The 19,986-nt window shown below is 46.2% G+C and carries 22 protein-coding genes; 19 read left to right on the forward strand and 3 right to left on the reverse strand.

What is annotated here, in order from left to right:
• Positions 1-129 precede the first annotated feature (129 nt).
• Entirely contained in the window at positions 130-3,201 is a 3,072-nt protein-coding gene (ydiJ, locus tag A3773_RS11330) for a D-2-hydroxyglutarate dehydrogenase YdiJ (protein ID WP_067986092.1), read from the forward strand.
• A gap of 75 nt (positions 3,202-3,276) precedes the next feature.
• Here ydiJ and A3773_RS11335 read toward each other — a convergent pair whose 3' ends face one another.
• On the reverse strand, positions 3,277-3,882 hold the full coding sequence (locus A3773_RS11335; protein WP_082800612.1) for an SPOR domain-containing protein: 606 nt from the start codon (positions 3,880-3,882) through the stop codon (positions 3,277-3,279).
• Positions 3,883-4,013: 131 nt separating this feature from the next.
• Between A3773_RS11335 and rraA the strand changes: the two genes are divergently transcribed.
• The gene (gene rraA, locus A3773_RS11340; RefSeq protein WP_067986096.1) at positions 4,014-4,505 is read left to right on the forward strand and encodes a ribonuclease E activity regulator RraA; all 492 of its coding nucleotides are present in this window, start codon (positions 4,014-4,016) and stop codon (positions 4,503-4,505) included.
• A 109-nt stretch (positions 4,506-4,614) separates the two neighbouring features.
• Here rraA and A3773_RS11345 read toward each other — a convergent pair whose 3' ends face one another.
• Positions 4,615-5,046: an RrF2 family transcriptional regulator gene (locus tag A3773_RS11345; RefSeq protein ID WP_067986098.1), complete on the reverse strand. Its 432-nt coding sequence runs from the start codon at positions 5,044-5,046 to the stop codon at positions 4,615-4,617.
• Positions 5,047-5,209: 163 nt separating this feature from the next.
• Between A3773_RS11345 and A3773_RS11350 the strand changes: the two genes are divergently transcribed.
• Positions 5,210-5,869 (forward strand): HAD-IA family hydrolase, encoded by a 660-nt coding sequence (locus tag A3773_RS11350; protein ID WP_067986100.1) that lies wholly within the window; start codon positions 5,210-5,212, stop codon positions 5,867-5,869.
• Positions 5,870-5,882: 13 nt separating this feature from the next.
• Positions 5,883-6,944 carry a signal peptide peptidase SppA gene (sppA, locus tag A3773_RS11355; RefSeq protein WP_067986102.1) on the forward strand — a complete coding sequence of 354 codons (1,062 nt, stop codon included), beginning with the start codon at positions 5,883-5,885 and terminating at the stop codon, positions 6,942-6,944.
• 73 nt (positions 6,945-7,017) lie between these two features.
• On the opposite strand, the gene A3773_RS11360 is transcribed toward sppA, so the two are convergent.
• Positions 7,018-7,596, reverse strand: a complete 579-nt coding sequence (locus A3773_RS11360; protein ID WP_067986104.1) for a Maf family protein — start codon at positions 7,594-7,596, stop codon at positions 7,018-7,020.
• A gap of 111 nt (positions 7,597-7,707) precedes the next feature.
• On the opposite strand from A3773_RS11360, the gene A3773_RS11365 reads away from it, so the two are divergent.
• The 15 genes from A3773_RS11365 (at position 7,708) to A3773_RS11435 (ending at position 19,903) form a co-directional block, all read left to right on the forward strand.
• A complete protein-coding gene (locus A3773_RS11365) occupies positions 7,708-8,226 on the forward strand; it encodes a YceD family protein (protein ID WP_067986106.1) in 519 nt (172 codons plus the stop codon).
• Positions 8,227-8,249: 23 nt separating this feature from the next.
• Positions 8,250-8,429 (forward strand): 50S ribosomal protein L32, encoded by a 180-nt coding sequence (gene rpmF / locus A3773_RS11370; protein ID WP_067986107.1) that lies wholly within the window; start codon positions 8,250-8,252, stop codon positions 8,427-8,429.
• Between the two features lie 2 nt (positions 8,430-8,431).
• Positions 8,432-9,448: a phosphate acyltransferase PlsX gene (gene plsX, locus A3773_RS11375; protein WP_075109549.1), complete on the forward strand. Its 1,017-nt coding sequence runs from the start codon at positions 8,432-8,434 to the stop codon at positions 9,446-9,448.
• A 118-nt stretch (positions 9,449-9,566) separates the two neighbouring features.
• Positions 9,567-10,499: an ACP S-malonyltransferase gene (fabD, locus tag A3773_RS11380; RefSeq protein ID WP_067986109.1), complete on the forward strand. Its 933-nt coding sequence runs from the start codon at positions 9,567-9,569 to the stop codon at positions 10,497-10,499.
• A 24-nt stretch (positions 10,500-10,523) separates the two neighbouring features.
• Complete coding sequence (gene fabG / locus A3773_RS11385; RefSeq protein WP_067986111.1) at positions 10,524-11,267, forward strand: 3-oxoacyl-ACP reductase FabG; 744 nt, start codon at positions 10,524-10,526, stop codon at positions 11,265-11,267.
• A gap of 182 nt (positions 11,268-11,449) precedes the next feature.
• Complete coding sequence (acpP, locus tag A3773_RS11390; protein ID WP_067864849.1) at positions 11,450-11,683, forward strand: acyl carrier protein; 234 nt, start codon at positions 11,450-11,452, stop codon at positions 11,681-11,683.
• Between the two features lie 112 nt (positions 11,684-11,795).
• Positions 11,796-13,034: a beta-ketoacyl-ACP synthase II gene (gene fabF / locus A3773_RS11395; RefSeq protein WP_067986113.1), complete on the forward strand. Its 1,239-nt coding sequence runs from the start codon at positions 11,796-11,798 to the stop codon at positions 13,032-13,034.
• A gap of 18 nt (positions 13,035-13,052) precedes the next feature.
• On the forward strand, positions 13,053-13,877 hold the full coding sequence (gene pabC, locus A3773_RS11400; protein WP_067986114.1) for an aminodeoxychorismate lyase: 825 nt from the start codon (positions 13,053-13,055) through the stop codon (positions 13,875-13,877).
• 35 nt (positions 13,878-13,912) lie between these two features.
• Positions 13,913-14,938 (forward strand): endolytic transglycosylase MltG, encoded by a 1,026-nt coding sequence (mltG, locus tag A3773_RS11405; protein ID WP_067986116.1) that lies wholly within the window; start codon positions 13,913-13,915, stop codon positions 14,936-14,938.
• A gap of 17 nt (positions 14,939-14,955) precedes the next feature.
• Positions 14,956-15,591, forward strand: a complete 636-nt coding sequence (tmk, locus tag A3773_RS11410; RefSeq protein ID WP_067986118.1) for a dTMP kinase — start codon at positions 14,956-14,958, stop codon at positions 15,589-15,591.
• A gap of 4 nt (positions 15,592-15,595) precedes the next feature.
• A complete protein-coding gene (locus tag A3773_RS11415; protein ID WP_067986119.1) occupies positions 15,596-16,591 on the forward strand; it encodes a DNA polymerase III subunit delta' in 996 nt (331 codons plus the stop codon).
• Between the two features lie 15 nt (positions 16,592-16,606).
• Positions 16,607-16,957 carry a PilZ domain-containing protein gene (locus A3773_RS11420; protein ID WP_067986121.1) on the forward strand — a complete coding sequence of 117 codons (351 nt, stop codon included), beginning with the start codon at positions 16,607-16,609 and terminating at the stop codon, positions 16,955-16,957.
• Between the two features lie 12 nt (positions 16,958-16,969).
• Positions 16,970-17,749, forward strand: a complete 780-nt coding sequence (locus A3773_RS11425; RefSeq protein ID WP_067986124.1) for a TatD family hydrolase — start codon at positions 16,970-16,972, stop codon at positions 17,747-17,749.
• 1 nt (position 17,750) lies between these two features.
• Entirely contained in the window at positions 17,751-18,650 is a 900-nt protein-coding gene (locus tag A3773_RS11430) for a radical SAM protein (RefSeq protein WP_067986125.1), read from the forward strand.
• Positions 18,651-18,802: 152 nt separating this feature from the next.
• Complete coding sequence (locus tag A3773_RS11435; RefSeq protein ID WP_067986127.1) at positions 18,803-19,903, forward strand: malate dehydrogenase; 1,101 nt, start codon at positions 18,803-18,805, stop codon at positions 19,901-19,903.
• Positions 19,904-19,986 lie beyond the last annotated feature (83 nt).

A 19,986-nucleotide genomic window follows, 5' to 3' on the forward strand; every position in this document is an offset into this window, starting at 1 on the left:
TTATCGTTTGATTGATAAATAACAATTCTGCATCATAGCACCCAATATCACAAATTTGAGCAACAACCGCGATATAAGCCTGATTTTTGAGCAGATCAGCGCTGCGGTTGTCTATAGAGGTCCTAAAAGATGATCCCTCGTCTTTCGCAAGTCGAAACCACTGACGCCCTGTATCTTGATTATATTGACGCACTTAAACAAAACGGTTTTTCCGGTGACCTAAACCCCGATTACGCGAACCGTATTGTGTTATCAACGGACAACAGCATCTATCAAATGCTGCCGCAAGGCGTGTTATATCCTCGATCTACAGAGGATTTGGTACTTATTGCTAAGTTGGCGGATGAGACGCGGTTTGCCGAGGTGAAATTAAGTGCTCGCGGCGGTGGTACGGGGACAAACGGACAATCATTGACCGACGGTTTGATCGTTGATGTTTCCAAGCATATGAATCAGGTACTCGAGATCAATGCAGAGGAGCGCTGGGTACGCGTTCAGGGCGGTGTCGTAAAAGACCAACTGAATCGCGCGCTAAAACCTTATGGTTTGTTTTTTGCGCCGGAGCTATCCACCAGTAACCGTGCAACCATTGGCGGCATGATTAATACCGATGCCAGTGGTCAAGGCTCTGTTATGTACGGCAAGACCCGTGACCATGTGCTTGAACTTAACTCGGTGTTTCTCGGTGGAGAGGTGTGGTCTTCGGGACCTATTACAGACGACGAACTGGCTGAGATCAAAAAGCGTGATGACAAAGTCGGCGAGGTGCATCGTCAAGTTGATGCTATTTTTACCGAAAAGAAAGACCTGATCGATGCGAAGTTTCCCAAACTTAATCGCTGTTTAACCGGTTATGACCTTGCCCATATCCGCGATGAGCAGGGCTTATTTAATCTAAATTCTGTTTTGTGTGGTGGTGAAGGCTCCCTCGCGTTTATTGTTGAAGCCAAACTGAATGTGTTACCTATCCCTAAATATGCCGCGCTGGTTAATATCAAATACGATAGCTTTGAAACCTCATTACGTGATGCGACAGACTTAATGAAGTTTAACCCAACATCAATAGAAACCATTGATTCTAAAGTACTTAATTTAGCAATGGGCGATATCATTTGGGACACAGTCAGTGCTTATTTTCCAACAGAAGCGGGTGAGCCTGACATTAAAGGGATCAACCTCGTTGAATACACATCGGATGATGAGGCCGCATTAAAAGCCGATGTTGCAAAGTTAGAAGCCCATTTAAAGACGGTTGAAGGTGAAACGGGTAAGAGCTTTGGTTTCTCGGTTGTCTATGGTGCGACCGAAATTAACAAAGTCTGGGCCATGCGTAAAAAATCGGTTGGCTTGTTAGGCAACGCCAAAGGTCAGGAACGCCCGATCCCTTTTGTTGAAGATACCGCGGTTCCACCAGAAAACCTTGCTGACTTTATTATGGAGTTCCGCAAGGTGCTAGATGATAGGGAGCTGGCATACGGCATGTTTGGTCATGTTGATGCTGGTGTGCTTCATGTGCGCCCCGCAATCGATATGAAAGATGAGCATCAGGAATCGTTAATTCGTGAGGTTACCGACCAAGTGGTGGCGCTTACCGTTAAATATAAAGGGCTGCTCTGGGGGGAACACGGCAAAGGGGTTCGGTCTGAATACTCGCCTGAATTTTTTGGTGAGCTATACCCCGAACTTCAAAAGATTAAAGCCGCGTTTGATCCGCGAAACCAAATGAACCCGGGTAAGATTGCGACCCCTGCAATTGGGGGGGCTGAACTGCTTAAAATTGATCAAGTGCCAACCCGTGGTCAGTTTGATCGTCAGATCAGCGCTGCTGTGCGGGAAGAGTATGATTCAGCGATGTTCTGTAACGGCAATGGGGCTTGTTTTAACTACGATCCGAATGATGCGATGTGCCCCTCATGGAAAGGGACTCGGCAGCGTATTAATTCGCCTAAAGGTCGTTCATCGCTCATTCGTGAATGGCTTCGCTTAATCGAGAAAACAGGCACTAACCTACAGACGGAATCAGCTAAGGTTAAAGCCCGTTCATTTTTTACCTCGCTACCGAGTCGGATAAAAAACACCTTATCTAAGCAAAAAGGCGAAGAGTACGACTTTTCCCATGAGGTGCATGAGTCAATGATGGCTTGTTTAGCGTGTAAATCTTGCGTTGGTCAGTGCCCCATTAAGGTTAATGTTCCCGATTTTAGAGCGCGTTTTTTAGAGGTGTACTACGGGCGTTACTTACGTCCAGCTAAGGACTATATGGTGGGTAGCTTAGAGTACATGATTCCATGGCTGGCTAAGTTTCCAGCGCCTTACAACTGGGCGATGAAAAACCGGGCACTTAAAGCGGTTTTTCGTAAACATGTCGGCATGGTTGATAGCCCAGCGATCTGTACCAATAGCTTAATCTCTGGCATGAAAGCCCGTGGTGTTCAGTTTGCAACGCCAGAGCTGATAAAAGGCTTAAGTATTGAGGAGCGTGATAATGCGGTTATTATCGTACAGGATGCGTTCACCAGTTATTTTGAATCTCAGCTTGTCTTAGATCTGATTGATCTTTTAACGGGCCTAGGTTTTTATGTGTTGATGGCGCCCTTTAAACCCAACGGTAAGCCACTGCATGTGCATGGCTTTATGAAGGCGTTTGAGAAGGCGGCTGAATCTAACGGTGCTATGCTTAAAGCCTTAGACGAAACAGGCGTACCGCTCATCGGCGTTGACCCTTCCATGACCTTAACTTACCGCCAAGAGTACGGTTATGTCATACCTGAAAAAGAGCTACCTAATGTGCAGCTGATTCAGGAGTGGTTAGTAACACATACCGATCGTCTTAAAACGTACAACTCGCCGCATCTGCCTAGTGCCGAGTTTAAATTGCTCGCGCATTGCACCGAAAAAACCTCGGTGGCGCCATCAATTCGCCTCTGGCAGGAGATTTATGAGGCGATGGGGCAAAAGCTAAGTATTCAAGCGGTCGGCTGTTGCGGCATGTCGGGGACCTATGGGCATGAAACCCAAAATGCCGATACATCCAGAGCGATCTATCAGTTAAGTTGGGCTGATGTGGTGAATGCGCCGGAGAATAAAAATAAACTGGTTGCAACGGGGTATTCCTGCCGCAGTCAGGTTAAGCGCATTGATGAGCAGGTTATTCCCCATCCTATTCAAATGCTGCTGGCGCAACTACATACCCATCATTGATGCAGCAGCATCGCTACCTCATAAACGCAGCCATTCGGCTGCGTTTTTGGTTCTCGGGTGGCTGTTCAGTCAGCCCTATAACGCTTTTGCGTTTGCAGGAAGCTTGCGTATTAAAAAGTCATCGATCCCATGCTTGGTGAGCCAGGCCTGCTGCGCTTTGGCCTCATCTATTGTCTTAAATTGACCATAAGCGATCCCCTGTAGGTTGGTTTTTATCGAATAAGTAAATAGATCGGCTTTATCATCAAGGCTATTGATTAGCCGATGAAGGTTGCTGCTTTTTTGATAGGCGCCCAGCTGTAAAGTGTAAAAGGGCGGTGAGGGGAGTGAGCCTTTTTCGCGCTCAGGTGAGCCTTGTGGTCGTGTATGTGGGTATGGTTTTCTGAGTGTTTCTATTATTACAACCTTAGATGGCTTGCTCGCCGGTACTGAGGTTGAGCGGTTCGCTGTGTTGTGATGTATGCGCGCTATCGCGCTTCTGCTTTGGGTGGTGATGGAATGTTCGGGCGAGTGAGCCCCTTGTAGAGTGGCCTTTGTGGGCGTTCGAGGGGGTGTGGGGGTGCATTGATCGTAAGGGTTAGTGCATGCTGACGGTGTTTTCTGCGCGCAGCCCGTTATGATAATACTGCTAGCCATTGTAAGGGTGATAACGGGGAGTAAGGGTGTTCTTTTAGTGCACATGTGGACTAATGTTTCCTAAATTCCTGCCTAAGTTGTAGTGCATTTGCACAATGAATCGGCGAATATACATTTTTTATTTTACGGTATACAGCACCCAACGTGTGCCATAAATCCCAATTAAGGAGTTAACAGTGGAAGATCTTTTACCCGAACTATGTGATCAATTCCCAGACCTTGTGCAGGTTGTAGAGCCAATGTTTGGCAACTTTGGTGGAAAAGAGCGCTTTGGTGGCGAGATTGTTACCTTGAAGGCGTTTGAAGATAACTCATTAGTTCGTGAGCAAGTTGCACTTCCTGGTCAAGGTAAGGTGTTGGTTGTTGACGGTGGCGGCTCTATGCGTAAAGCCATGCTGGGCGATATGCTGGCAGAGAAAGCGACGGTAAATGGCTGGGAAGGGATTATTATCTATGGTTGCATCCGTGACGTGAATGCGATTGGTGACCTGAATATTGGTGTACAGGCGTTAGGTGCCCACCCCATGAAAACCGATAAAAAAGGATTAGGTGAGCTTAACGTTGATCTCACTTTTGGTGGGGTTACGTTCCGCCCGGGTGAGTACGTTTACGCGGATAATAATGGCGTACTGGTCTCACCGTCTAAACTAGAGGTCGCTGAAGATTAGTTCAGTCGCTATCCCTATTTAAAAAGCCCGTTTTCGGGCTTTTTTGTTGTTAACGGGATAGCGATAAGTCGTGGTGGTGAGAAGGAGGGGCGTTTGAGCGAGGCCCCTCTTAGGTAACACTTCGGCTGATCAGTACTGTGCGCATTTTGGGGTTAATCAGTAGGTCCTCAAGCGTATATTTCTCTAATACGTGGATAAAGGCTTGTTGGGCTTCAACTAATACGTCTTGCAGGGAGCACTGATTGGTTAAGCAGCACCGTTGTTGGGCGCAATTAATTAAGGGTTGCTCGCCTTCTGATTGATTAACAATATCTGCCAAATTTATCTGTGCTGAAGGTTGGGCTAATTTGATGCCGCCATTTTTGCCTCGAAAGGTGGCGAGGTAACCTGATTTTGCTAAGGCGTGGACCACTTTTCTAAGGTGCTCAATGGAGATGTCATAGTAGGTTGCTATCTCTGCTAATGTGACTAAGCGGTCATCATGAATCGCAGCATAGAAAAGTACACGAAGAGTATAATCGGTGAATCGACTTAATTGCATGCTGAACTTTTTTTGGGAGAAGTTCCTGAAATATACGTTACGACAGTGAAAAAAAGCAAGATATAGGTCAAGAATTAATAAGTTTGCTTCGTTTGCTTGAAGTTTCCGCTCAGTCCTATATATAGATGTATTCGTACTAACTAAGAGTGCTCAAGGGAGTTTCGTGTATAAGTTATTGATTTTTGATTGGGATGGTACGGTTATCGATTCAACGGCGCGCATTATTTCTAGTATGCAGGCGGCAGCCGACGATTGTGGCTTCTCCGTTCCTGCCAGTAGTGCCGTAATGAATATTATTGGTCTTGGCCTACCTGAAGCGATTAGGCTTCTGATCCCTGCTGTCGATGATGCGGGTATTGATCAGATGCGTACCCAGTATGGTCATCACTTTTTAGGCGTGAATGAGACACCTACGCCGTTATTTCCGGGCGTACAAAAAACACTAGAAAGTATGCATGCTAAAGGTATGCGCATGGCTGTTGCTACAGGTAAAAGTCGTCGTGGTCTGGATCGGGCTTTTGTTCAAACTGGTCTGGCTTGGCTTTTTGAGTCGTCCCGTTGTGCTGATGAAACGGTCTCTAAGCCTAACCCTCTCATGCTGGAAGAGATCTTGGCTGAAACGGGCGTACCAGCCAGTGAAGCTTTAATGATAGGGGACACTGAGTACGATCTCGATATGGGTAGGCGAGCGGGTATGGATGTGATTGCTGTAAGTTATGGCGCGCATCATATTGATCGCTTAAAAGGTTTTAATCCAGTATTGGAAGTTGATAACTTTCCCGAGCTGGAGCAGTGGTTAGATAGTAAAGGCGTGTTTGCCTAAACAGGAGTGATGTGTGTCTGATAATCCATCAAATGAAACACCAGGTGAAACGCCTGAGGGTGTTAAACAATCCGCTAGCGATATAAAAGCGGATAGTGCGTTAGGTCAAGCGGTTGAACATGCGAAGCAAGATGCTTCAAGCAAAAAAGAGTGGAAACTGATTGAAAAGCTGCTTAATGGCATGTTCGTTGAGCAGCGTCGTGCGCGGCGCTGGGGAATCTTTTTTAAGCTGCTGACCTTTGGATACCTCTTTGCCTTGATGGGCATTTTGCTCATTAATAGTGATTTGGAGAAAGATACTGGGCTTGATGCGCATACGGCAGTCATCGAAGTAAAAGGCCCAATCAGTGCCGATGATGATGCCAGCGCCGATTCGATTATTTGGTCGCTTAGGGAGGCGTTTGAAGAGGAAAATGCTAAAGCGGTTATTCTACGCATTAATAGCCCTGGTGGTAGCCCAGTTCAGGCAGGGTATATCTATGATGAGATCAAGCGACTTAGGGCGCTTCATCCAGAGAAGCCTCTCTATTCCGTTATTGCCGATATCGGTGCGTCAGGCGCTTACTATATAGCGGCTGCGTCAGATAAAATCTATGCAGATAAAGCGAGCTTAGTTGGTTCTATTGGTGTTGTGGCGGGTGGCTTTGGCTTTGTCGACCTGATGGATAAAGTTGGGGTTGAACGACGTCTTTATACTGCGGGTGAACATAAGGCATTCTTAGACCCTTACTCACCGAGTAATGAGGATGAGAAAGTGTTTTGGCAGAGTGTGCTTAACACAACCCATAAACAGTTTATCGATCAAGTTAAACAGGGGCGCGGTGATCGTCTGAAAGATGATCCTCGTTTGTTTAGCGGGTTAGTCTGGACAGGGGAGCAAGCAGTAGAACTGGGGCTTATTGATGGCCTAGGGAGTACCAGTTATGTGGCGCGAGAGGTTGTCAAAGTTGATAAATTAGTTGATTACACACCTAAACAGCAGCCATGGAAGCAGATCGTGGATGAGTTGGGCGTTAGTTTTACTAAGGCGATCAGCACCCAGTTAGGGTTAAGTCAGGGCGTGCAACTGCGTTAACGGCGATATCTTCTACCGGTTTAAATGGAGGGCTAAGCCCTCCATTTTGTTATAACTCAGCTTAAACGGGGCTTTAAAGTACATTAACCCCTTCGTTTTCCAGCATGCGTACAAGACGGATAAGGGGGAGGCCTATCAGTGTGTTAGGGTCGTCGCCCTCTAGTTTGTCAAACAGTACAATTCCAAGCGCTTCTGATTTAAAGCTGCCTGCACAGTTATAAGGCTCTTCAGCGCGCAGATAATTTTCAATCATCTCATCCGTCAAGGTTCGGAACACAACATCAAACGGCACGGCTTCGCGTTGAATATTGCCGCTTTTTGAGTTGATGAGGGCGAGCCCTGTTAAAAACGTGACGCGGTGGCCAGATAATCTCTGTAACTGTTTAACTGCGTTTTCGTGGGTGTGGGGTTTGCCTAAGATCTCATCACCTAAAACCGCGACTTGGTCTGAACCGATAATTAAACTATCGGACTCGGTTTCGGCAATCTTTTCAGCTTTGGCGACGGCAAGTCTAGTCACCAATTGCACCGGCGTCTCATTCCCGTTGGGTGATTCATCAATATCAGGCGAGAGGCATGAATACTCAAGTTGAAGTTTATCTAAAATTTGACGACGAAACGGTGAGCTAGATGCTAAAATCAGGTTTCTCATGTCTTTTTTTAACCGTTAATGTATGAAGGCTCGAATATTAGCGGTTTTATTACATAATTAAACCCCAAAGTCTTTGACAGATGGGTTTTCGAGCCCTAGAATTGCGCGCTTATGTCAAACGGTCCATTACCTAACAAAGTAGATCCGCGAAAACTTGCTGAGCGGGAAGTGCGAATAACGGGTGTAGCCGATTTAAATAGGATGCCTATTCTTTGCCAATCATTGATTGGTACTGATGGCTCTATTAAAGTCGATCTCCAGTTTGCTGTCGATGAACAGCGTATTCGTACCATTACTGGCAATGCTGAAGGTCATGTTTTCATGACGTGTCAACGTTGCTTAGATCCAGTAGAGGTTGCCGTAGAGGTTGATTTTAATCTTGCCCTTGCGGTCAGTGAGGATGCTGCAAAACAGCTTCCTCGCGTTTATGATCCCTTAATTATAGGGGATGAAGAGATTGAGTTGCTTTCTGTGGTTGAAGAAGAGTTGATTTTGAGCCTTCCTCATGATGCTTATCATGATGATTGTTCTATCAAAACTTCATACGGCGATGCCGGGGCAGTGACAGAAACTAACGATAAACCGAATCCATTTAGTGTGTTGGCGCAATTAAAAGCCAATAACAAATAGAAAGAACCAGGAGCTATTTAGTCATGGCAGTTCAGAAAAGTAAGAAGTCTCGTTCCCGTCGCGATATGCGTCGTTCACACGATGCGCTAGGTAACCCGACTCTATCTGTAGAAGCAACTACAGGTGAAACGCACCTTCGTCACCATGTATCTGCTGACGGTTTCTACCGTGGCAAACAAGTAATTAAGCAGGATGACGAGTAATATTGTCAGCCTACTACACCATTGCAGTTGATGTGATGGGCGGGGACTTCGGTCCCCGCATTACGATCCCCGCTACAATCGACGCACTAAAACGTTACCCGCATCTTTCGGTCAAACTTGTTGGCCATCAAGAAGCTATTACCCCCTTATTGACCCAGTTAAGCTCTGAAGTCGCTTGTCGTCTTGATGTTGTTCATGCCGCTGAGACTATCTCAATGTGCGCGAAACCCTCACTCACGATTCGTAATGGTCAAGAGTCCTCAATGTTTAAATCCCTCCAATTGGTTGCTGATAAGCAAGCTCAGGCGTGCGTAAGTGCGGGCAATACAGGGGCTTTAATGGTGTTGGGGCGTTATATTTTACGCACACTTCCTAATGTTGATCGACCGGCGATTACCTCGACCGTTCCAACAACTGACGGGCATTGTCATATGCTAGATCTCGGCGCGAATGTTGATTGCAGCGCAGAACACCTTCTACAGTTTGCCATTATGGGATCTGTGATGGTTCAGGCTGTCGATGGCATTGCAGAGCCGCGTGTTGGTTTGCTGAATATCGGTGAGGAAGAAGTTAAGGGTAATGAGCAAGTTAAGTTGGCCTCTCGTCTTATTGAAGAGAAGGGCGGGCTTAATTATATCGGCTATATTGAAGGGGATGACCTTTATAAAGGTAAAGCGGATGTGGTTGTTTGTGATGGCTTTGTCGGTAATATTGCGCTAAAAAGCAGTGAAGGCTTAGCGCGACTAATTAGTCATAAGTTTCAGTCCAGCTTTAAAAAAGGTCTATATCGTCGAGTGCTTGCACTACTGGCCAGCCCTATTTTAAGTGAGATCAAGCAACAGCTTGACCCTTCGCGTCGTAATGGTGCGAGTTTGTTAGGGCTTCAAGGGATTGTGATAAAAAGTCATGGCGCAGCCAATGAACAGTGCTTTGGTTATGCACTTGATCAGGCTGTAGCCGAAGTAGAGCAAAACCTCCCCAGTAAGATATGCGATGAAATAGAGCATAAGCTCGCCTGATTCATCCGCTAGCGGTTTTAATTACTTTGTAATGTTGTAAACTACGCCGACATTAGCCTGTGCTATTACATCAATCTGCAGGCGTGTTACTAAATTAGATTGACGATTTGAGGAAATCATGTCGCAAAAACTTGCTTTCGTTTTTCCGGGACAAGGCTCCCAACAGCAGGGGATGCTCGCTGAATTAGCAGAATCTCACCCTGTGATCACTGACACTTTTGCCGAAGCGTCTGCTGTTCTTGGTTATGACCTATGGGCGCTTGTTCAAAGCGGTCCATCAGAAGAGCTTGATCGAACTGATAAAACTCAGCCCGCATTGTTAACGGCGGGTGTTGCTTTATGGCGTCTTTGGCAAGAACAGGGTGGCGAGATGCCTTCCGTTTTAGCCGGTCATAGTTTAGGTGAATATACGGCTCTTGTGTGCGGTGGTGCTATCAGTTTTGCGGATGGTGTTAAACTGGTGAAATTGCGTGGTGAGTTTATGCAAACCGCGGTGCCAGCGGGTGCTGGCGCTATGGCAGCTATTCTAGGTCTTGATGACGCAGCGATAGCGCAGGCGTGTATAGACGCAGAGCAAGGTGACGTTGTTTCGCCGGTTAATTACAACTGCCCAGGGCAAGTTGTAATTGCAGGCCATAAAGAAGCAGTTGCACGCGCTATTGAAAACTGCAAAGCTGCAGGTGCTAAAAGAGCGATACCTTTACCTGTAAGTGTGCCTTCGCATTGTGACTTGATGCGTCCCGCTGCTGAAAAAATGGCGCTGGAGCTATCAAATATTGATGTTCGGATGCCTGATATTCAAGTGGTACAAAACACAACAGCACAAGCACCTGCATCGGTTGATGAGTTGAAAAACAATCTTCTAACTCAACTATACAGTCCTGTGCTTTGGACAAAAAGTGTTCAAAATATGGTCGCACAAGGTATTGAAAACGCATTAGAATGTGGGCCAGGTAAAGTATTATCGGGCTTAAATAAAAAAATTCACAGACCTCTGATCGTAGCGGCGATTAATGATGCAGCGGGCCTTGAAAAAGCGCTTAATGCCTAATCGGACGAGCAAGGAATAATAAGAATGAGTATTGAAGGTAAGGTAGCGCTAGTAAGCGGCGCAACACGGGGTATCGGTAAAGCAATCGCGTTAGAGCTGGGTAAGCAAGGCGCGGTGGTTATTGGTACAGCAACCAGTGAAAATGGCGCTACAGCTATCAGCGCTTATCTTTCTGAGTCTAATATCAAAGGCGCGGGCCTTGTTTTAGATGTGGCGGATAGCGATTCCGTTACGGCTGTACTTAAAACCGTTCAAGCGGACTACGGTACGATCGAAATACTTGTAAATAATGCAGGTATTACCCGTGATAATATTTTAATGCGAATGAAAGATGACGAATGGGATTCTGTTTTGAATACCAATCTAAACTCTGTTTTTCGTTTGGTTAAAGGTTGCCTAAGAGGCATGACCAAAGCGCGCTGGGGACGTATCATTAGCGTTAGCTCGGTGGTTGCCTCAATGGGCAATGCTGGTCAGGCTAACTATGCAGCAGCTAAATCCGGCATGGAAGGCTTTACCCGTGCTTTGGCTCGTGAAGTGGGTTCACGCAACATTACCGTTAACTGTGTTGCACCGGGTTTTATCGATACCGATATGACGAGTGGACTGGCCGATGAGCATAAAGAAGCGCTTAAAGCACAGATCCCACTGAACCGTCTTGGTCGACCAGAAGAAATTGCAGCTGTTGTTGGTTTTTTAGCCAGCGAGAGCGGTGGATACGTGACGGGAGAATCGATTCAGGTCAATGGTGGCATGTATATGGGCTAAAAGAGGCCTAGGGGAATTGTTTTTTTCCTCGAAATGTTGATAATGTGCCGTCAGGTAGAGAATATTTATCATTTTAGCTGAGTTTAGTTTGAATTAACTTGTTTAGCTAAAGTGCTTTTAATAAAATTTCTTTCCGCATACCAAACCAGGTGTGTGGTGTTAATAAGAAGATAGGAAGAGATATGAGCAGCATTGAAGAGCGCGTAAAAAAGATCATCGCAGAGCAGTTGGGTGTTAAAGAAGAAGAAGTTACTCAAGAAGCTTCTTTTGTTGAAGATCTAGGCGCTGACTCCCTAGACACTGTAGAGCTAGTAATGGCTCTAGAAGAAGAATTTGAAACAGAGATTCCAGACGAAGAAGCTGAGAAGATCACTACAGTTCAGCTAGCTATCGATTACATCAACGCACACCAGTAATCGTATACAGCAAGAATCTATGGCAAGCCGCCTATCTTAGTAGATAGCGCGGCTTTTCTTTTGTCTGTAGATTTGATGTTGTACATCTGTATTTAGCGTATGGAGATATTTAATGACACGTAGACGTGTAGTTGTTACTGGTATAGGGATGCTGACGCCAATAGGCAACACCGTCACTGAAACTTGGTCTCAACTGTTATTGGGCAAAAGTGGTGCTGCACCTATAACGCACTTCGATGCCACCCCTTACGCAACGCGTTTTGCGTCCTCTGTTAAAAACTTCGATGTCGCAGACTACCTAAATCCAAAAGATGCTCGCAAGATGGATCTATTTATCCAGTATGGCATGGCGGCGGCGATACAAGCGGTGAATGACGCAGGTATCGAGGTGACTGAGCAGAACGCGACACGCATTGGTTGCGCCATTGGTTCAGGCATTGGTGGTTTGCCAATGATTGAAAAGAATGTTGATATATTAGAACAGTCGGGCCCTCGACGTGTTTCTCCTTTTTTTGTTCCCGGTAGTATCATCAACATGATTGCAGGTAATTTGGCCATTAAATATGGGTTCAAAGGGCCGAATATTGCAATCACCACCGCCTGCACAACCGGCACCCATAATATTGGTCAAGCTATGCGCATGATTCAATACGGTGATGCGGATGTTATGTTAGCTGGGGGCGCAGAGATGGCGACGACGCCTTTAGGTATTGCGGGCTTCTCTGCCGCACGAGCGCTCTCCACTCGCAATGATGCACCCGAAGCCGCTAGCCGTCCTTGGGATAAAGACCGGGATGGCTTTGTGTTGGGTGATGGGGCCGGTATTCTTGTGCTTGAAGAGTATAGCCATGCTAAAGCGCGAGGCGCTGAGATCTATTGCGAACTGGCAGGCTTTGGTATGAGTGATGATGCCTACCACATGACCTCACCGCCGGCTTCAGGTGAAGGGGCGGCGTTGGCGATGAGCAATGCCATTGCGGATGCGAAACTGGCATCCGACAAGGTTCACTATATTAATGCGCATGGCACCTCAACTCAAGCAGGGGATATCGCCGAGTCTAACGCGGTTAAGCAGGTTTTAGGGCACGCGGCTGATGCAGTACGCATGAGTTCAACAAAGTCGATGATAGGGCACCTGCTCGGGGCTGCGGGCGCCGTTGAAGCGATTTTCTGCGTTAAAGCGCTGAAACATCAAGTCGCACCTCCAACCATTAATTTAGAAACGCCCTCTGATGGCTGTGATCTTAATTATGTGCCCCACACCCCTCAAACCTGTGTTATTGATTCAGCTTTGTCGAATTCATTTGGTTTTGGTGGTACAAACGCCTCACTTCTTTTTAAAAAAATATAAATTGTATTAGGCAGATTTATGCAGGCGACTTGGGTTAATGGTACCGCTACCGATCAAATAAACATTGCGGATAGGGGGCTTGGCTATGGCGACGGTGTCTTTGAAACCATTGCGGTTATCGGTGGCCACCCTCAACGTTTACCTCAGCACCTTAGTCGTCTTGCTTATGGTTTGGCACGTTTAGGATTTCCTGATCAGGTTGCCTCTCAGGTTGAATCAGACCTCGCTCAACTGCCGCTCTGCGGCGATCAGACCGTTAAGGTGATCGTAACAAGGGGGGAAGGTCTTCGCGGCTATGCGCCACCACAGACGGTTTCAGCAACACGTATTATCACCGTGGCAGAACGGGCACTTAATACCGAGAAGATGGAAAAGGGGGTTGTTGCTCGAGTTTGTGATTACCGTTTACCGCTTAACCCGGCATTGGCGCAATTAAAACACCTTAATCGGCTCGACCAAGTCATGGCCCGTGCAGAATGGCAAGACCCGAATATCTCTGAGGGCGTTATGCTAGATGCGGAAGGTTTTGTGGTTGAAGGTACAATGAGTAACCTGTTTTGGTATGATCCAGAAAAAGGGGAAGTACAAACACCACTCATTGACCGTTGCGGGGTTAAAGGGGTGATGCGTGATCATCTTATTGGCTTATTAAAGCGTGAAAGCATCTCCGTTGTTGAAGGGCGTTTTTTACCATCCGTGTTGATGCAGGCGAATGATCTCTTTATGTGTAATAGCCTGATAGGCCTGTGGCCAATCGTTACCTTAGATAATAAACATTATGATGTGGGCCCAATTACACGCCTGCTGCAATCCATTCTCCAACGAGAGATTGATTGTGAATGATTCCACTGTATTCGTTAGCTTAGGAAATTAAGTCGTTGAAAAAGATATTTTGTGTTATTGCTTTGATTGTACTGATGGCTACGGCGGCTGCGTATTGGCTATACAACGACTTTAAAACCTACATAGCAACGCCATTAAACTTTGCTGAAAATAGCAGCATCGTTGTTGATAAAGGATTATCATTCAATGGGTTAGTCGATAAACTTAAAACCAAAAGTGAAAATATAAACATCTATTATCTTAAGTTCTATGCCCGTCAAACGGGGCTGGGCAGGAAGATAAAAGCAGGCGAGTATGGTTTAACACCGGATATGACGCCCGTCACTCTTTTGAAAAAAATCACCTCAGGTCGTTCTATCAATTACAACTTTACCATTGTGGAAGGGAGTAACTACAAGCAGTTACTTGCTGCGCTTGAGTCTAATCAATACCTGAAGAATGATATTAAAGGGTTATCGCCAAAACAGTTACTTGAGCAGCTAGAAACTGAGTACACTCACCTTGAAGGGTTGTTTCTTGCTGAAACCTATAGCTTTGAAAAAAACAGTTCAGCACTAGCACTGCTTAAACGCTCCCACAAAATGCTGATCGAAACGTTGGAGCCAGCATGGCAGGCGAGAGATAAGAAACTTCCGTACACGTCAGCCTACGATGCTCTAATAATGGCGTCTATTGTTGAGAAAGAGACCGCGCGGGCAGAAGAGCGACCTATTATCGCCGGAGTGTTTGTGCGTCGTTTAAACATCGGTATGCGTTTGCAAACAGACCCGACGGTTATTTATGGTATGGGGGATAATTACAAAGGTAATATACGTCGTTCAGATTTACGTAAGCCAACACCTTATAACACCTATACCATTTCAGGATTACCGCCAACACCTATTGCAATGGTTGGTCCTGATGCGATCACCGCTGCACTCAACCCTAAAAAGGGGAAAGCGCTCTATTTCGTTGCAAAAGGGGATGGAACCCATTACTTTTCTTCATCACTTAAAGAACATAATAATGCGGTAAGGAAGTATCAATTATCACGCCGCAAAGACTATCGATCATCACCGTAAATAGTAAACAGGAATATATGACTACAGTTCAGCGAGGCCGCTTTATCACGGTTGAAGGTACCGAAGGGGTGGGTAAATCCACGAATATTGATTTCCTTTGTCATCTTTTACACGCACGGGGAATTGATATTGTATTAACCCGCGAGCCGGGCGGCACGCCACTTGCTGAAGAGCTGCGCGAGCTACTATTGAGTCCACGTGAGGAGCGCGTTAGCCAAGACACTGAGCTTTTATTGATGTTTGCTGCAAGGGCTCAGCATATTGAGAACGTGATTCGTCCAGCGTTAGCGCGTGGGGCGTGGGTTATTAGTGATCGTTTTACCGATGCAACATTTGCTTATCAAGGTGGCGGTCGCGGCGTTGATGAGGAGCATATCCGTTTGCTAGAAACCTTAGTTCAGCATGGCCTTCATCCCGACTTAACCTTGCTGTTAGATCTTGATGTTGAAGTGGGGTTAATGCGTGCGTCAGCCCGCAGTACCCCTGACCGTTTTGAACAAGAGAAAGTCGACTTCTTTTGTAAGGTGCGCCAAGCCTATTTGCAGCGTGCGGCTAACGAACCTGAACGTTTTGCTATCATCGATGCATCGGTTGCATTGCCTGATGTTCAACAGCAGATCGCGTCTGCTGTCAGTCAGTATTTAGGTAATTAGCGCTATGTCCGAACTTGTAACCGCTCACCCTTGGTTTAATGACCGTTTTCAGCACCTGACACAGTTACACCAAGCTAATCGATTACCGCATGCGCTTTTGCTCCACGGTATGCCGGGTATAGGTAAAGCCGACTTTGCTCAATCCTTTGCCCATTACTTGCTGTGTCAGCAGCCAGAAGGTAACAGAGCCTGTGGTCATTGTAAGCCTTGTGAGCTTAACATGGCGGGTAGTCATCCTGACCTGTATTTGCTCGAGCCCGAAGAGCAAGGGAAGCAACTCAAAGTTGATCAAGTACGTGCTTTAAATGAATTCATCTATAGTACGGCACAGCAGGGCGGCTACCGTGTTGTTGTACTTAACCCCGCAGACTCTATGAACATAGCGTCTGCCAATGCGTTATTGAAAATGCTTGAAGAGCCTGGGGGCGATACACTCATTCTGCTGATCACCTCCAAGATGGGGCAGCTACTTCCTACCATTAAGAGTCGGTGTCAGCATGTAGAGTGTCACCCCCCAGCGGAAGCGGAAGCGGTTAGCTGGCTTATGAATGCAGCGGAGTTAGACGAGGAGCGTGCTAAAAACATACTTCATATCAACTTAGGTGCGCCCATGGAGGCCCTTGCTTATATCAACAACGGCCTGAATGAGCAGCGTGCGCAGCTTGTAAGAGGCTTGGCCGATATACTTAAGCAGCGACGTACAGCGCTTGAGGTTGCACAAGCATGGAGCAAATTGAACATTGAACTGATTCTGAGCTGGTTTTATAGCTTGCTCATTGATGCGGCCCGTGGCGCTCTATGCGAATCAAGCGAGTTTATTCGACAGGATGATGCGCGTAATATGATCAATGCTGTTGCTAAAAAAACTAACCCCGTTAGAATCTTCAAGTTAGCAGATAAAGTTCATGAAGAGCGCAAAGCTATATTGTTAAGGCAAAACCCTAATAAACAATTATTGCTCGAATGCATCCTACTGGAGTGGGCTGCACTGCTTAATTAAGGAGGAGAGAACTGTATGGTAGCTGTACCACGTTTAAGCCATGGTATTTTATCGTTAACGATAAAAACCAAAGAAGAGCTGTATAAGGCTTATTTACCGTACATCGTCAACGGCGGTCTTTTTATACCGACCCTACGCTCCTATCATTTAGGTGAAGAAGTTTTCATGCTACTTGAGCTCATGGAGGAGGGAGATAAAATACCGGTGACGGGTAAAGTTGTGTGGGTTACACCTAAAGGCGCTCAAGGTGGTCGTACGCCGGGAATCGGTATTCAACTCTCGACAGACGATTCCACATTGATTAACAAAATCGAAAACTATTTAGCGGGCTCGTTAAGTTCTGAGCGTAAGACTAACGCACTTTAAGTTACCCTTCCTATGTTTATAGATTCGCACTGCCACTTGGACAGGCTTGACCTGTCCCCGTACCATAATGATTTCTCTTTAATGCTGAACGCTGCCGATGAACGCAAGGTTAAAAAGATGCTTTGCGTGTCTATCGACCTCGTTCACTTTGATGAGATGTACGCCCTTATTGAAGCCTATGAACAGGTGTACGCATCGGTTGGTGTTCACCCGTTAAGCGCCGCTGAAGAGCAGGTCAGCATTAACGATCTAGTTGAGCGCGCTGAACGTGAAAAAATTATCGCGATAGGTGAAACGGGGCTAGACTATTTTTATCAAACAGATACCCAAGATCAGCAGCAGGAAAGCTTTAAAAACCACCTTGTTGCAGCCGGGCAGTTAGGGCTTCCAACGATTATCCATACCCGCGAAGCTCAGCAGGATACACTGTCGCTGATTAAGGCCCATGGTAATCTAGCGTCGGCAGGGGTTATGCATTGCTTTACTGAGAGTTTAGCGATGGCGAAAGCCTCCCTTGATTTAAATTACATGATCTCTTTTTCCGGTATTATTACGTTTAAAAATGCGGCGGATTTACGTGAAGTCGTTAAAGCAGTGCCTCTGGACCGTATCCTGATCGAAACCGATTCGCCTTACTTGGCGCCGGTTCCACACCGCGGTAAGAAAAATGAACCTAAATATGTGGTTGAAGTAGCCCAATGTGTGGCCGATTTAAAAGGCATAAGCGTAGAAGCGGTAGCCGAAGCCACCAGCGAAAACTTTTACACTTTATTTAACAAAGCCGCGCCATAATATGCATCTCTACCCACCCATTAATTACATTGAGCCTGTGTTTCGCCCTCCCAGCGAGGCGAATTCGCTTATTTTACAGGTCACCAATGGGTGTAGTTGGAACCGGTGTACATTTTGTGAAATGTACACTCAACCACAGAAAAAGTTTAAGCCAAAAGCACAGGCCGATATTGTTGAAGACCTTCAGCGCTGGGCTCTGTCACTGACCAGCGTAAGACGCGTTTTTCTGGCGGATGGTGATGCTATGGCACTCTCCTTTGATCGCTTAAAGAGTATCTTATTAGCGATTAAACAGTACTTACCGTCAGTTAGTCGTGTCTCGTCCTATTGTTTACCTCGAAACTTGAAAAATAAAACCGTTGAGGAACTCGCTGAGCTTAGACGTTTGGGACTGGTTCTATTGTATGTCGGTGCTGAAAGCGGTAATGATCAGATTCTGACCAAAATAGATAAAGGCGAAACCTTCCAGACAACGGTTGATGCACTGCATAAGGTCAGTGCAGCGGGCCTAAAATCATCGGTGATGATTATTAATGGCATGGGGGGCGTCAATTACAGCGAACAACATGCGCTTGATTCAGCCACACTGGTTAATGAAACTCAGCCAGACTACTTAGCGACCTTAGTGCTTTTCTTCCATCAAGCGGAGGCCTCATTTATTTCAGCCTTTGGTGATGACTTTGTCATGGCTTCCCAGCGTCAGCTTATACAAGAGATGGAGCTCTTTATCGCGCATTTAACATTAGAAAAAACCATCTTCAGAAGCGACCATGCTTCAAACTACCTGGTTTTAAAAGGCGTGCTCAACCGTGATAAAGATGCCTTATTGTCGATGATTAAAAGAGCGCTTTCTCAGGATCAGCGTATTTACCTTCGTTCTGAATCCTCTCGTGGTTTATAAATAGCGGCTGTTAGCTTCGTACTTTTCACGCTAGTATTAATGATAAATTCTCCATTGCATAAGCGAATTAATTACTTTTCTGCGCTAAATGGTTATACTTTGGTATTAATTGTAATGGTTTGTTGTAAGCATATTCTACGAGGTTATAAGGTATGAGACGTCCCGTTCGTATAGCAGTTACCGGTGCCGCTGGTGCAATTAGTTATAGTTTGTTATTTAAAATTGCCGCGGGTGAGATGATGGGAAAAGATCAGCCCGTTATCCTTCAATTAATTGAACTGCCTCACGCCATGGATTCATTACGCGGTGTTGCTATGGAGTTGATGGATTGCGCGTACCCATTGCTGCACACCATTACACTGCATGATAGCGTTGAAGCCGGTTTTAGAGGTGCCCATTACGCGCTTTTAGTTGGCGCAAAACCTCGTGGTCCAGGTATGGAGCGACGTGACCTATTAGAAGAAAATGCGGCAATTTTTGCCCGTCAGGGTAAGGCGCTAAACGATTTTGCTAACCGTGATGTCAAAGTGCTAATCACTGGCAACCCCGCTAATACAAATGCTTTGATTGCGAGCCGTAATGCACCAAACCTTAGCCCGTCTCAGTTTACCTGCTTAACCCGTTTGGACCATAACCGCGCTAAAGGTATTCTCGCTAACCATTGTGGCGCGACCACGCGTGATATCGGCGGCATCATGATCTGGGGTAACCATTCACCTACGCAATACCCAGATCTGCACCAGGCAACAATCTTAGGCCGCCCAGCGATGTCTCAAATCGATACGGCATGGTACAGAGATGAGTTTATTCCTAAAGTTCAGCAGCGTGGTGGAGAGATCATCGAAGCACGTGGCCTTTCCAGTGCCGCGTCTGCCGCACAGGCTATTGTCGATCAGATGCGCGACTGGGTCTTAGGTACGGATCCGGGTGAGATCATCAGTATGGGTATTTTAAGTGATGGTAGTTACGGAATAACAAAAGGGATCTTCTACTCATTCCCTGTGCGTTGTAACTACGGACGCTACCAGATTGTGCATGATATTGAAGTAGGAGACTTTAGTCGCCAACGTCTGACAGCGACTGAGCAAGAGTTGCTTGATGAGAAAGAGATCGTTGAACATCTTCTACCTAAAGAAACAGAAGAGTCCCATCAGAACTTATCGATCTGTTTGCGTTCAGGCATTACGCTGTATGCTGATAATACGGGGCCTGACGCTGATACTAAGTTCATGACCACTAACCGTGTAATGTGATGAGCACCCAATCTGATGGCTAGTTAATTACTTATTTTGCCGTCAGTATTCTTTGCTAAAATACCCCTTTATATAGGGGTATT

The sequence above is a fragment of the Neptuniibacter pectenicola genome, assembly GCF_001597735.1.
Lineage (GTDB): Bacteria > Pseudomonadota > Gammaproteobacteria > Pseudomonadales > Balneatricaceae > Neptuniibacter > Neptuniibacter pectenicola.